This is a genomic window from Burkholderia sp. NLJ2 (assembly GCF_049487195.1).
GTDB lineage: Bacteria > Pseudomonadota > Gammaproteobacteria > Burkholderiales > Burkholderiaceae > Burkholderia > Burkholderia pyrrocinia.
In genome coordinates this window covers 38,964-52,622 of record NZ_CP137808.1, presented here as the reverse complement: position 1 = coordinate 52,622, position 13,659 = coordinate 38,964, and the positions used below count along the sequence as shown (strand labels likewise).

Sequence of the window (13,659 nt, the reverse complement as noted above, 5' to 3'; positions counted from 1 at the left end):
CCATGCGGGCACGCCGGCGCTTTGCGCCGACCGTGCCCTTTTTTTCGTCCTTTCCGCGGTGCCGCCGGACACCCGCGACGCGGCCACCGGCGGCCCGTGCGACAACCGGCGCGAAACCGCTTGTGGCCCGTCCGGCGGGCGATCGCGGCCGATGCGCGCACGCTCGGCGCACATCGGCGCTTGACCTGCGCCGACCGACTCGCTAGCGTTTCGGGTTTGCCCGGGCGGCCATTGCCGCCGGTGCCGTGAGCGCGCCCGACGTCCTGGCGCGCGCGGCCGGGCTCCGATGGAAAAGACGATGCAGAAACTCGATGCGGCGAACCCGCAGGCGATGTCGACGGATTTCACCGCCGACAACGTCGCGCGCCTGAAGGCGCTGTTCCCCGAACTCGTGACCGAAGGCCCCGACGGCGCGTCGGTCGACGTCGACGTGCTGAAGGCGCTGGTCGGCGAGCGCACGGTCGGCGACGCCGACGAGCGCTACGGCTTCCACTGGCACGGCAAGCGCAGCGCGCGCCAGGCCGCGCTCACGCCGTCGACTGGCACGCTGCGCCCCTGCCCCGACGACAGCGTCGCGTGGGACGACACGCGCCATCTCGTGATCGAGGGCGACAACCTCGACGTGATGAAGCTGCTGCACAAGAGTTACGCGGGCAAGGTGAAGCTCGTCTACATCGACCCGCCGTACAACACGGGCAGCGATTTCGTCTATCCGGACGACTTCAGCGACAGCATCCGCCACTACCTGGCGATGACCGGGCAGACCCAGGGCGGCGCGAAGCGCAGCACCAACACCGAGGCGAACGGCCGGTTCCATACCGACTGGCTGAACATGATGTATCCGCGCCTGAAGCTCGCGCATGCGCTGCTGTCCGACGAAGGGCTGATCGCCGTGCATATCGACGAGCACGAAGTGCATGCGCTGGTGCTGATGCTGCGCGAGATCTTCGGCGAGGAGAATGAGCTGGGCGTCGCCGTGTGGGACAAGCGCAATCCGAAGGGCGACGCGCGCGGCGTCGCGTACCAGCACGAATCGCTGGTGCTGTTCGCGCGCAACGCCGAGACGCTGCTCGAACAGGCGCCGCTCAAGCGCCCGAAGCGCAATGCGCAGCGCATGCTCGACGCCGCGCACGACGCGGTGTACCGCAGCGGCAACCCGAAGGACGCGCAAAAGGCGTACCGCGCGTGGATGAAGGCGCAGACCAACCTGTCCGGCGGCGAAGTGATGTACGACCGGCTGTCGGAAGACGGCCGCGTGTACCGCCTCGTGTCGATGGCATGGCCGAACAAGAAGAAGGCGCCCGAAGAGTATTTCACGCCGCTGATCCACCCGGTCACCGGCAAGCCGTGCGCGATGCCGGCGCGCGGCTGGCGCAACCCGCCCGCGACGATGCAGGCGCTGATCGAGCGCGGCCAGATCGAATTCGGCGCGGACGAAAGCACGCAGCCGCAGCGGATCTACTACCTCGACGAGAACATGTACGAGAACGTGCCGTCGGTGCTGCCGTTCGCCGGCTCCGACGACGCGCTGCTGAAGACGCTCGGGATCCCGTTCGACCTGCCGAAGCCGGTCGATTTCGCGGCGGCCGTGATCGGCTGGTGCACGCGCGGCGACGACATCGTGCTCGACTGCTTCGCGGGCTCCGGCTCGACCGGCCACGCGGTGATGCAGGTGAACGCGACCGACGGCGGCGCGCGCCGCTACGTGATGGTGCAACTGCCCGAAGCGCTCGACCGCCGCGACAAGACGCAGCAAAGCGCGGCCGATTTCTGCGCGAAGCTGAAGAAGCCCGCGACGCTCGCCGAAATCACGAAGGAGCGCCTGCGCCGCGCCGCGCAGCAGGTCGCGCGCGACTATCCGGAGAGCTATGGCGACCTCGGCTTCCGCGTGTACCGGCTCGACACGACCAACGTGATCGAGTGGGATCCGCGCCGCGACGACTTCGACCATGCGCTGTTCGCGTCCGTCGAGCACGTGAAGACCGGCCGCAGCGAGGACGACCTGCTCGCCGAGCTGACGCTGAAGCTCGGCCTCGACCTGTGCACGCCGGTCGAGCATCACCCGATCGCCGGCAAGACCGTGCACCTGATCGGCCGGTCGATCGTCGCGTGCTTCGATGCGCGCATCTCGCGCGACGACGCGGGCCCGCTCGCCGACGGCATCGTCGGGCTGCTCGACGCGACCGGCGCGACGCGCGACGTCACGTGCCTGTTCCGCGACAGCGGCTTCGTCGACGACGTCGCGAAGCTCAATCTCGCCGCGCTGCTCGAACAGCACGGCGTGAAGCGCGTGCGGAGCCTGTGATGCGGCTGCATTTCGAAGCGGATCTCGACTACCAGCGCGAGGCGATCGACGCCGTCTGCGACCTGTTTCGCGGCCAGGAATCGTATCGCGGCGACTTCAGCGTGCTCGCGAACGCCGCGCCCGGCACGACGGCCGCAGCGCAAGGCTCGCTCGGCTTCGCAGTATCGGAACAGGGCGTCGGCAACCGGCTGTCGCTGACCGACGACGCGCTCGCGCGCAATCTCGCCGACGTGCAGTTGCGCGGCGGGCTGCCGCCGTCCGGCCTGCCCGGCTCGCGCGACTTCACCGTCGAGATGGAGACCGGCACCGGCAAGACCTACGTATACCTGCGCACGATCTTCGAGCTGAACCGCCGCTACGGCTTCACGAAGTTCGTGATCGTCGTGCCGTCGATCGCGATCAAGGAAGGCGTGCACAAGACGCTCGCGATCACCGAGGATCATTTCCGCGCGCTGTACGCGGGCGTGCCGTACGACTACTTCCTGTACGACTCCGCAAAGCTCGGCCAGGTGCGCCACTTCGCGGCGAGCGCGGCGATCCAGGTCATGGTGATGACGGTGGCCGCGATCAACAAGAAGGAAATCAACAACCTCTACAAGGACAGCGAGAAGACCGGCGGCGAGAAGCCGATCGACCTGATCCGCGCGACGCGGCCGATCGTGATCGTCGACGAGCCGCAGAGCGTCGACGGCGGGCTCGAAGGGCGCGGCCGCGAAGCGCTGGCCGCGATGGCGCCGCTCTGCACGCTGCGCTATTCGGCGACGCACGTCGACCGTCACCACATGGTGTACCGGCTCGACGCGGTCGACGCGTACGAGCGCAAGCTCGTCAAGCAGATCGAGATCGCGTCGGCGATCGTCGAGGATGCCCACAACAAGCCATATGTGCGGCTCGTCGGCGTGTCGAACCGGCGCGGCGCGATCAGCGCGCGCGTCGAGCTCGACGTCGCGACGACGGCCGGCGTGAAGCGCCAGATCGTGTCGGCCACCGACGGCGACGATCTCGAACGCCTGACCAGGCGCGCGCTGTACGCGGGGCTGCGGATCGGCGAAGTGCATGCGGTGAAGGGCGCCGAATACGTCGAGCTGCGCCATCCGGAAGGCGAGGCATTCCTGTCGCTCGGCGAGGCGTTCGGCGACATCGACACGCTCGCCGTGCAGCGCGAGATGATCCGCCGCACGATCCGCGAGCATCTCGACAAGGAGCTGCGCCTCGCGGAGCGCGGCGTGAAGGTACTGTCGCTGTTCTTCGTCGATTCGGTCGAGCGCTATCGCCGCTACGACGAGAACGGGATGCCCGTGAAGGGCGACTACGCGCTGATCTTCGAAGAGGAATATGCGCGCGCGGCGCGTGTGCCGGCCTACCGTGCGCTGTTCGACGGGGTCGACGTGGCGCTCGAAGTCGGGCGCGCGCACAACGGCTACTTCTCGATCGACCGCAAGGGCGGCTGGACCGACACGAGCGAAAGCAGCGCCGCGGCCCGCGAGAACGCGGAGCGCGCGTACGGCCTCATCATGCGCGAGAAGGAAGCGCTGCTGTCGTTCGACACGCCGCTGAAGTTCATCTTCTCGCACTCGGCGCTGAAGGAAGGCTGGGACAACCCGAACGTGTTCCAGATCTGCACGCTGCGCGATATCCAGACCGAACGCGAGCGCCGCCAGACGCTCGGCCGCGGGCTGCGTCTCGCCGTCGACCAGGACGGCGAACGCGTGCGCGATGCGGGCGTGAACACGCTCACCGTGATCGCGACCGAGCGCTACGAGTCGTTCGCGGAAAACCTGCAGAAGGAAATCGAAGCCGATACGGGCATCCGTTTCGGGATCGTCGAGGAGCACCAGTTCGCGGCGCTGCCCGTGCAGGAAGGCGACGGGCCCGCGCATGCGCTCGGCATCGAGCTGTCGCGCGTGCTGTGGACCCATCTGCACGAGCAGGGCTACGTCGACGCGCAGGGCAAGGTGCTCGACCGGCTGAAGGATGCGCTGCGCCAGAGCGCGCTCGTGTTGCCGGGCGCGTTCGAGATGCTGCGTGCGCCGATCGTCGCGACGCTGCGCAAGCTGTCGGGCCGCTTCGCGGTGCGCAACGCGGACGAGCGCCGCGCGATCGCGCTGCGGCGCGATGCGTCGGGCAAGGCCGTCGTGTTCGGCGAGGATTTCGGCGCGCTGTGGGACCGTATCCGTCATCGCACCGTGTACCGCGTCGAGTTCGACAACGCGAAGCTCGTGCGCGACTGCGCGGCCGCATTGCACGACGCGCCGGAGATCGCACGCGCACGGCTGCAGTGGCGCAAGGCCGAGATCGATATCGGCAAGGCCGGCATCGAGGCGATCGAGGTCGCCGGCGCCGGCACGGTGCTGATCGACGAAGGCGAGCTGCCGCTGCCCGACCTGCTCACCGAACTGCAGGACCGCACGCAGCTTACGCGCCGCTCGCTCGCGACGATCCTGGCCGACAGCGGCCGGCTCGACGATTTCCGCGTGAATCCGCAGCAGTTCATCGCGGTCGCGGCCGATGCGATCAACCGCTGCAAGCGGCTCGCGCTCGTCGCGGGCATCGCTTACCGCAAGCTCGGCGAGCGCCACGTGCATGCGCTCGAATCGTTCGAGAACGAGGCGCTGACCGGCTATTTGCGCAACCTGCGGCCCGATGCGCAGAAGTCGATCCACGAAGCGGTCGTGTGCGAGACGGATGCGGAGCGCGCGTTCGCCGATGCGCTCGAAGCGCACGACGGCGTGAAGCTGTACGCGAAGCTGCCCGCGTGGTTCCGCGTGCCCACGCCGCTCGGCAGCTATCACCCCGACTGGGCCGTGCTCGCGGAACAGGACGGCGGCGAGCGGCTGTACTTCGTCGTCGATACGCCGAATGCGGACGGCAACGTGCCGAGCGAGCACGAGCGCGCAAAGCTCGCGTGCGGCGAAGCGCATTTCCGTGCGCTGGTGGACGGCGACGGCGCGGCGCGCTTCGTCCGCGTCAGGCACGCAGACGCGTTGTTCGATCCTGCGGCGCCGCTGGCGGGCGCCGGGCGCTGAAACGAAGGGCGGCGATGAGCCGCCCCAGACTGCTGACGAACCCCACGTTTTTCGGAGCGTGGGGTTTTGTTTTTCCAGGAACAGACTCGGGGGCGCGAGGCGCGGTTTTTTCATGGATCGGGCTGTGCGCCGGCACCCGTGCGATGCCCGCTACCGACGTCGATTTCCCGTCTGTTAACCGCGTGAAAGCGATTCGTATTCTTGTGCGTTTGCGGCGCGGTTACGGCTGGTTGCAAATCGGGTCGGCACGATGTTTTCGCGCGACAGCGGCGTTGCGTTGCCGCAATAAAAAAGGGCGCCGAAGCGCCCTTCCATCGCATTTGCGCGCCGTGCTTACAGCGTGCGGCCGAATGCGTTGTGATGCGAATGCGAATGGTGCGTGGACGTCGACGCATGCGTGGTATGGCCATGCGTATGCCCGTGCGTGTGACCGTGGCCCGGCTGCATGCCGGCACGATCGGCGATCGTGTCGGAGCGGTCGGCCGCGCGCGACAGTCCCTTGTCGCGGTCGCCCGCATGCACGCTGTTCGAGTTGCTGAGCGCCGAGCCGCTCATGTGGCCGCCGGACATGCCGCCTGCGTTGCCGCCGAGGCCGCCTGCGCCATGACCTCCGCCGTTGCCACCGCCATTGCCGCCGGCAGCCGCATACGCGGAAACCGTGCCGAGCGCGAGCAGCGCGGCCGTCAGGACGGACAGATATCGTTGATGTTTCATTTTGGGTTCCCTGGAGCGCGTTCGTATGATTGCATTCTAAGAACGCGCACGATTCGCGCCACACGACGTTGTAAATGATCGTAACGATGCGCGCGGCGTGCATTCGTCAGATCAATCCGGATGGCGCCGCCATCCGGTCATGCGAGAACGGGGAAACGAAGCCGGGAGGCGCGGCGCCGCAGCGCCGCCCCGGTGACGTTTGCGCCTACTGCGCAGGCTGCATGCCCTGCGCGGCGGCCTTGTGCTGCGCGGCCTGCTCTTCCGCGTGTTTCTTCGCCATGTGATGGCCGACGATACAGCCGCCGACCGCGCCGACGACGGCGTGGTGCCCGGCGTAGTGGCCGGCAACACCGCCGACCACCGCGCCCTTCATGCAGCCCGCCGCGTGCGCGCTGCCGATCGTTGCGAGCGCAACGACGGCGGCGGTCGCGCACAGCCTGATGTGTCGAATGGGCCTCATGTGTTTACACTCCTCTTGTTTTGGTCATTCGAACCGCTTAGTCCCAGCGGCCGCCGCGCCAGCCGCCGCGGTCGTGCCACTCGTGCTCGCGCCATTCACGGCGACGCCACTCGTGTTCGCGCCATTCGCGCTGACGCCAGCCATCGCCGCGCCAGCCATCTCCGCGCCAACCGTCATCGCGATAGCCGACCGGCGCATACATGACGGGCGGAGGCGGAGCCACGTAGACGGGCGCCGGCGCCGCGTAGACGCCCGGCACGCCGATACCGACCGACAGGTCGACGTGGGCCGATGCGATGCCCGAGGCTGCCAGCGCCGCTACACCAAGAACTGCACCGAGAATAAGTTTCTTGCTCATCTCGCGACTCCCTGCACGTGTCGTGCGTCATGTGAATACGGTTCGGAGTCTAGGCACGGGGCGCCGACACAGGTGAAACCGGTATGCGAGACCGGTAACGGACGATTACGGCGATCCGCAAAGCGTTGCGGGACAAGGGAGAGGCGGCATTCCAGGCACCGTTGCAACGGCGCATCGAGCCGGTAAAAGGGGATTTTCGGCACGAATCCGGGCGATCGGAACGCGCCGGAGTGCGCTGGTGTGCCCGGAGTACAAACCGCCCGCACCGTGCGCGAGCGGTTCGCCGGAGCGCGCGTTACGCGCGGATATCGTCGACGCTGCGCAGCCAGTGCACGCTGAACAGGTTGTCCGCGTCGGTCCACACGGTATCGGGCTCGAATCCTGCACGGCGCGCGATTGCATGGAAGCCGTCGATCGTGAACTTGTGCGAGTTCTCCGTGTGGATGCGCTCGCCGGCTTCGAAGCGGAACGCATGGCCGCGCACGTGCACCGTCTGCGCGATATCGCTGACGAGATGCATCTCGATGCGCTGCCGCTCGCGGTCGTAGAACGCGCAATGCGAGAACGCGTCGAGATCGAAGTCCGCGCCGAGCTCGGCGTTCGCGCGCACGAGCAGGTTCAGGTTGAACTGCGCGGTCACGCCCTGCGCGTCGTTGTACGCGTAATGCAGCGTGCGCTCGTCCTTCACGAGATCGGCGCCGACCAGCAGGCCGCCGCCGCGCAGCAGCCGCGCGGCATCGCGCAGGAACGCGTCGGCCTCTTCCGGCGAGAAATTGCCGATCGTCGAGCCGGGAAAGAAGCCGATGCGCCGCCGCGGCGTCGCGGTCAGCTCGGCCAGTTGCTCGGCCTTCGTGTAGTCGGCCGCGATCGGCGCGACGTCGAGCCACGGATAGGCCGAACGCAACCGCGCGGCCGCGCCGTGCAGGTAGTCGGCCGAGATGTCGACCGGCACGTAGCGCGCCGGCGCGTTCGCGTAGTTGCCCGCGAACGCGTCGAGCAGCACGCGGATCTTCTCGAGCGAGCCCGCGCCGAATTCGACGATATCCGCATGCGGGCCGACGCGCCGCACGATCTCCGCCGCGCGATCGCGCAGGATGCCGAGCTCGGTGCGGGTCGGGTAGTACTCGGGCAATTCGCAGATGCGGTCAAACAGCGCGGAGCCGGCCGCATCGTAGAAGTATTTCGGCGGAATGCTGCGCGGCGCGCGCGACAGTCCGTCGATCAGGTCGCGCTCGAACGCGCTCGGCCGCGATTCGCGGGCGGGTTGCTGGCCACCGCTCGTGGCCGCCAGGTCAGACGTCTCGCGCAAGTCGCACCCCCGTGAACTGCCAGCGCGCGGCCGGCGGAAAGAAATTGCGGTACGTCGGCCGTTCGTGCCCGGGCGGCGTCGCGATGCTGCTGCCGCGCAGGACCTGCTGGCCCACCATGAACTTGCCGTTGTATTCGGCCGCGACACCCGCGAGCGGCCGAAAGCCCGGATACGGCTCGTAGGACGAGCGCGTCCACTGCCACACGTGCCCGAGCATCTGACTGATGCCGTCCGCGGCGAACGCGGCTTCCCATTCGAACTCGGTCGGTAGCCGCGCGCCGGCCCATTCCGCATACGCGGCCGCTTCGTAGAAGCTCACATGGCACACCGGTGCGTCGGGCGCGAGCGGTTCGACGCCGTGCAGGCCGAACGTGCGCCGCACGCGCGTCGCGGCCGCATCGTCGTCGTCGGGCATCCAGTACGCGGGGCCTTGCCACCCTTCCCGCTGCACCGTCGCCCAGCCGTCCGACAGCCAGTATTCGGGGCGCGTGTAGCCGCCGTCGGCGACGAACGCCGCGAATTCCGCATTCGTCACGAGCCGGTTAGCAATTTCGTACGGCCGCACGAGCGCCGTGTGGCGCGGCCGTTCGTTGTCGAACGAGAACGCATCGCCGTCGTGGCCGATCTCGACGAGCCCGCCCGGCTGGTGCAGCCAGTGCTGCGCACCGGCATCGCCCGCGGCCATCGCATCGCCGTCGATCCCGTTGCGCGGCCGGAACGCCGGCTTCAGCGGGTTGCACGAGAACGCATGCAGCATGTCCGTGACGATCAGCTCCTGGTGCTGCTGCTCGTGATGCAGGCCGAGCTCGATCTCGGGTGCGATCGCATCGAGCAGCGCCGGATCGGCGCCGGCCAGCGCGCGCAGCATCGCTGCGTCGACGTGCTGCCGGTACGCATGCACCTCGTCGAGCGACGGACGCGTGAGCAACCCGCGCTGCGGCCGCGGATGGCGCGGGCCGAGCGCTTCGTAATAGGAATTGAAGAGGAACTGGAAGGCGTCGTTGAACGGCGCGTAGCCGGGCACGCGGCGCATCAGCACGACGGTCTCGAAGAACCAGGTCGTATGCGCGAGGTGCCATTTCGTCGGGCTCGCATCGGGCATCGACTGCACGGCCTGGTCTTCGGCGGACAGCGTCGCGGTCAACGCGACGCTATGGGCGCGCACGTCCTGGAAACGGCGCTCAAGCTGTGATGCAAGGAGGCTCATCGGTTTACCGTTCACGTCGCGATTCGCTGCGTTGCGTTGCCGGAAAAGGGAAAGCCTTGCGCGTGATGCGCGCGGCTGACTAGCGACCTGCTGCTGCGTCGTCGGGCAGCCGGCGCGCGCGCCGGGCCGCTGATGCGGCTTCACTTCATCTGCCCGTGCAGAACAGTATGGTCCAGAAATGTGAATGCTGCGAATCGGGATGCCGATGAAGCGCGATCGAAAGAAAAATGAAAGTGTTGGCCGCGCGCGTGTCGCATGCGTGACAAGCCGTCGACGCGTGCCGGGACGCGGCCTTGCGGGCGGGCGCAACGCGCATGCCGGCGGTTGCGGCTACTGACGGCCCATGACATACGCGCGGCGATCGTGATGGCATCGCCGATGCATGGGCTCTCGTCTGACAAACCCCGTCATGTCGTTCGTGGTCGTCGGCGCCCTGCTGAACCGCCCTGCCGTTCATCCGCGCCCCGCGTCCCCGCACGCCTCGAAAATTTTTTTGCGTCGATGTCACACACGCGGGGGGCTCGCTCGTCATATCACCGGAACCCACACGAAAGGAGAAGGAACCATGACTGCGAAACTCAATCCGTTTGCCGCCGCGCCCGCGCTGATGAAGAACTGGATGACCGTGTCGGTCGCCGCCGCCGGGAGCCTCGAGCCGACGCTGATCGAGCTGGTCAAGATCCGTGCATCGCAGATCAACGCGTGCGCGAACTGCATTAACATGCACACCGCCGAGGCGCGCGAGCAAGGCGAGACCGAGCAGCGCATCTACCTGCTGTCCGCGTGGCGCGAAGCGCCCTGCTACACCGACCGCGAACGCGCGGCGCTCGGCTGGACCGACGCGCTCACGCGGCTGTCCGAGGGGCACGCCGCGCACGAAGCGGCCTATGCGGCGCTGAACGACCACTTCAGCCAGGAGGAACAGGTGAAACTCACGCTGATGATCAACGTGATCAACGGCTGGAACCGGCTTGCCGTCGGCTTCGGGCTGTGGATCGATCCGGCCGACGCGAAGGCCGCTGCCGCGAAGATGGTGGCCTGATGACGCACCTCGATCCGGCCAAGGGCAGCGCCGAGGAACGGGCCGACGCGGCCGCGAGCTTCGACCCGCTGCGCCGCACGCTGATCCGCGTCGCGTACCGGATGCTCGGTTCCGTCGCGGATGCCGAGGACATGGTGCAGGAGGCGTTCATCCGCTGGATGGACGTCGACCGTACCGAAGTGCGCGTGCCCGAGGCGTTCCTGCGCCGCATGGTGATGCGCATGTGCCTCGACCAGTTGAAGTCCGCGCGGCACCAGCGCGAGACCTATATCGGCCCGTGGCTGCCCGAACCGGTCGTCGAGGAAGATGAACAGGAGGATGTCACGCTGCCGCTGATGCTCGCGCTCGAACGGCTCTCGCCGCTCGAACGCGCGGCGTTCCTGCTGCACGACGTGTTCGGCCTCGAATTCGACGAAGTCGCCACGACGATCCAGCGTGACCCGGCCGCGTGCCGGCAGCTTGCCGCACGGGCGCGCACGCATGTGCGCGAGGCGCGGCCGCGTTTTCATGTCGAGAAGCAGCGCGGGATCGAGCTGGCCGAGGCGTTCTTCGCGGCATCGCGCAGCGGCGACATGCGTGCGCTCGGCGCGATGCTCGCCGAGGACGTGAGCCTGCATTCGGACGGCGGCGGCAAGCGCGCGGCAGCGGGCAAGCCGGTGTTCGGCTTCGAGCGCGTGATGAAGGTGCACGAATACCTGGCCGAACTGTTCGCCGCGCATGCGTCGAAGCTCGTGCGGGCCGGGTTCATCAACGGGCTGCCGGGTTTCGTTACGCTGGAATCGGATGGTGAGCTGCAGACGACGGCGCTTGAGATCGAGGACGGCAAGATCGTCGCGATCTATGTCGTGCGGAATCCTGACAAGTTGAAGCATCTGCATTGAGGGTGGCGGGGTGACGCGTCGCGCGCACGATGTTGCCGCCCTCGCCCGCTTTTCGCTGCTTCTTCTTGTTTCCCGCCCCGCGTCGCTTTGCCGGGTCGCTCGTCGGCAACGGCGGCATGACTTCGGTTATCCCAGCACAACCACGATGTAGCGGATCATGAACACCAGATAGCCGAGTACCGGCGTCGCGACCGCGAAACCGGTCGCCGCGAGCCAGTTCGTGCCGCCTTGTGCCTCCAGCAGCGCGAGAAACGATTCGTTGGACGTCGCGTTCGGGCGCAGCTTTTCGATCTTGCGTTCGACGTGCGTCTTGTAGATGTTGTTCCCGCACCAGCCGAGCGTCACCGCGATCCCGATGGTGACCGGATCGATCGTGGTCGATTCGAAGTATTTCGGGAAGTACAGCAGCTCGACCAGCGTGATGCCGAGCGTGACGCCCAGCACGGCGGCTGCCTGCCAGTACATGCATCGATACGCCATCCAGACCGGGCCCAGGAAACAGGCTGCCCAGTTCCAGGACTGCCGGTTCTTGCGCGAGGCGGCGATCGCCCATTTCTTCTCGAACCAGTCGGCTTTCTTGCCGACGTAAGCGGCGATCTCGTCGTTGCTCGCGGATGATGTGGCGGTCGTGACCTCGGACATGGTCGTTTGCTCTCAGTCGCGCGAATCGCGCGTTGTTGTTGTGATGCGGTTTGGGTGCGCTGGTAATCGGACGGCGTGCGGTGCAGCGCGCTTCGATGCGCACACGATTCTACTCGGTGCGTATTGCGATTCGGGATGTCGGTGAGGATGCGATGCCGCGGATCGCGCAACGCATCGGGGCACCGTGCGCTGTTTCGGCCGGGAAAAGAAAAACGCCACGCGAAGTTGCCGCGTGGCGTTTGTATGTTTGGCGAGCCGCATTGCCTGTAGGCAATTTGCGCTGCCGGACCCCTTCATTTTGTTCGTTGGTAGGCTCGATTGGATTCGAACCAACGACCCCCACCATGTCAAGGTGGTGCTCTAACCAACTGAGCTACGAGCCTAAGAAGCCGCGAATTATAGAGAGGGTTTTTGCAGAGCACAAGCCCCTTCGTGAAAATTGTTCGATCGATGGCGCTGCGCGCGGGATGGCGCCGATCCCCGACCCCGCGCGCGACGCGAACCGCGATCGCATCCGGGTTCATCCTCCTCACCGGGCGGATGCGCGTCCGCCATAATGGATTTGTCGCGAATCCGGATCCGGGTTCGCGAACGATAATCAAGCGCAGAAACCGGCTCGATCCGGCCGCGAGAAGACACGCGCATGGTGCACCGCTCGTCCCGCATTGCGCGGACCGGCGGCTTCTCGCGACGACAGACCGCAACCGGTGCATAACGATATCGGGGTGGGTATGGTCGCGCTCAATCTGGTGATTCCCTGCTTCAACGAAGAAGCCGTGTTGCCGGAAACCGTACGCAGGTTGACGATCCTGCTCGACCGGCTTGCCGGCGACGGCGTCGTCGACGGTGCGAGCGGCGTGACCTTCGTCGACGACGGTTCGCGCGACCGCACCTGGTCGCTGATCGAAGGCTTCCATGCCGCCGATTCGCGCATCCATGGCCTCAAGCTGTCGCGCAACCACGGGCACCAGAATGCGTTGCTCGCCGGCCTGATGAGGGTGAACGGCGACGTGCTGATCAGCCTCGACGCCGATCTCCAGGACGACCTCGACGCGATCCCGCGCATGCTCGGCGAATACCACGCCGGTGCCGAGATCGTGTTCGGCGTGCGGCAGCGTCGCGACAGCGACGGCTTCTTCAAGCGCGTCAGCGCGCGCGCCTACTACCGGCTGCTGCGCCGCTTCGGCGTCGACATCTTGCCGGATCACGCGGACTTCCGGCTGATGAGCCGCCGCGCGATCGAGGAATTGCGCGGCTTCCGCGAGGTCAACCTGTTCCTGCGCGGCATCGTGCCGCTGCTCGGCTTCCGTACCGCGATCGTCCAGTACGACCGGCAACCGCGCTTCGCCGGCGAAAGCAAATATCCGCTGGTCAGGATGATCATGCTCGCGTCGGACGGTGTCGCGTCGTTTACGACGAAGCCGCTGCAATGGAGTGCGTACGTCGGCGGCCTGCTTGCGCTGGCGTCGACCGTGTGCGGCATGTGGGCGCTGTCGATCCGGCTGTTCACCGATCGCTCGGTCCCCGGCTGGGCGTCCACCGTGATCCCGATGTACTTTCTCGGCGGCCTGCAGTTGCTGTTCCTCGGCGTGATCGGCGGTTATGTCGCAAAGATCTATGCCGAGACGAAGCAGCGTCCGCGCTTCATCGTCGAGAAGACGCTATGACGCGCGATCGGTCCTGTGCCGCAACGATCCGGCATCAAGCCGGCAGTG

The 13,659-nt window shown here is 67.0% G+C and carries 12 protein-coding genes and 1 tRNA gene; 5 read left to right on the top strand and 8 right to left on the bottom strand.

Features of this window, described 5'->3' with window-relative positions:
• The first annotated feature begins 286 nt into the window (after window positions 1–286).
• Window positions 287–2,305 carry a site-specific DNA-methyltransferase gene (locus R9B84_RS00185; RefSeq protein WP_423758809.1) on the top strand — a complete coding sequence of 673 codons (2,019 nt, stop codon included), beginning with the start codon at window positions 287–289 and terminating at the stop codon, window positions 2,303–2,305.
• Window positions 2,305–5,331, top strand: coding sequence for a type III restriction-modification system endonuclease (locus tag R9B84_RS00180; RefSeq protein ID WP_423758808.1), 3,027 nt, complete (start codon window positions 2,305–2,307; stop codon window positions 5,329–5,331). Before R9B84_RS00185 ends, R9B84_RS00180 begins: the two co-directional genes overlap by 1 nt.
• Before the next feature lie 174 nt (window positions 5,332–5,505).
• Here R9B84_RS00180 and R9B84_RS00175 read toward each other — a convergent pair whose 3' ends face one another.
• The 6 genes from R9B84_RS00175 to egtB form a co-directional block, all read right to left on the bottom strand.
• Window positions 5,506–5,646, bottom strand: coding sequence for a hypothetical protein (locus tag R9B84_RS00175; protein ID WP_423758807.1), 141 nt, complete (start codon window positions 5,644–5,646; stop codon window positions 5,506–5,508).
• Window positions 5,647–5,664: 18 nt separating this feature from the next.
• Entirely contained in the window at window positions 5,665–6,045 is a 381-nt protein-coding gene (locus R9B84_RS00170; RefSeq protein ID WP_423758806.1) for a hypothetical protein, read from the bottom strand.
• Between the two features lie 205 nt (window positions 6,046–6,250).
• Complete coding sequence (locus R9B84_RS00165) at window positions 6,251–6,505, bottom strand: hypothetical protein (RefSeq protein WP_423758805.1); 255 nt, start codon at window positions 6,503–6,505, stop codon at window positions 6,251–6,253.
• A 37-nt stretch (window positions 6,506–6,542) separates the two neighbouring features.
• Window positions 6,543–6,863, bottom strand: a complete 321-nt coding sequence (locus R9B84_RS00160; RefSeq protein ID WP_423758804.1) for a hypothetical protein — start codon at window positions 6,861–6,863, stop codon at window positions 6,543–6,545.
• Between the two features lie 295 nt (window positions 6,864–7,158).
• The gene (gene egtD, locus R9B84_RS00155) at window positions 7,159–8,172 is read right to left on the bottom strand and encodes an L-histidine N(alpha)-methyltransferase (protein ID WP_423758803.1); all 1,014 of its coding nucleotides are present in this window, start codon (window positions 8,170–8,172) and stop codon (window positions 7,159–7,161) included.
• Window positions 8,156–9,379, bottom strand: a complete 1,224-nt coding sequence (gene egtB / locus R9B84_RS00150; RefSeq protein WP_423758802.1) for an ergothioneine biosynthesis protein EgtB — start codon at window positions 9,377–9,379, stop codon at window positions 8,156–8,158. Before egtB ends, egtD begins: the two co-directional genes overlap by 17 nt.
• 565 nt (window positions 9,380–9,944) lie before the next feature.
• Between egtB and R9B84_RS00145 the strand changes: the two genes are divergently transcribed.
• Both R9B84_RS00145 and R9B84_RS00140 read left to right on the top strand, forming a co-directional pair.
• Window positions 9,945–10,421 (top strand): carboxymuconolactone decarboxylase family protein, encoded by a 477-nt coding sequence (locus R9B84_RS00145; protein WP_047899397.1) that lies wholly within the window; start codon window positions 9,945–9,947, stop codon window positions 10,419–10,421.
• Window positions 10,421–11,302 carry a sigma-70 family RNA polymerase sigma factor gene (locus tag R9B84_RS00140; protein WP_423758801.1) on the top strand — a complete coding sequence of 294 codons (882 nt, stop codon included), beginning with the start codon at window positions 10,421–10,423 and terminating at the stop codon, window positions 11,300–11,302. The genes R9B84_RS00145 and R9B84_RS00140 overlap by 1 nt, the downstream gene beginning before the upstream one ends.
• 126 nt (window positions 11,303–11,428) lie before the next feature.
• Here R9B84_RS00140 and R9B84_RS00135 read toward each other — a convergent pair whose 3' ends face one another.
• Together R9B84_RS00135 and R9B84_RS00130 are read right to left on the bottom strand one after the other, a co-directional pair.
• Window positions 11,429–11,944: a DUF2628 domain-containing protein gene (locus tag R9B84_RS00135; protein ID WP_423758800.1), complete on the bottom strand. Its 516-nt coding sequence runs from the start codon at window positions 11,942–11,944 to the stop codon at window positions 11,429–11,431.
• A gap of 306 nt (window positions 11,945–12,250) precedes the next feature.
• Window positions 12,251–12,327: transfer RNA gene (locus R9B84_RS00130), tRNA-Val, on the bottom strand.
• Between the two features lie 348 nt (window positions 12,328–12,675).
• Between R9B84_RS00130 and R9B84_RS00125 the strand changes: the two genes are divergently transcribed.
• Window positions 12,676–13,611 carry a glycosyltransferase family 2 protein gene (locus tag R9B84_RS00125; RefSeq protein ID WP_423758799.1) on the top strand — a complete coding sequence of 312 codons (936 nt, stop codon included), beginning with the start codon at window positions 12,676–12,678 and terminating at the stop codon, window positions 13,609–13,611.
• Window positions 13,612–13,659: the final 48 nt, after the last annotated feature.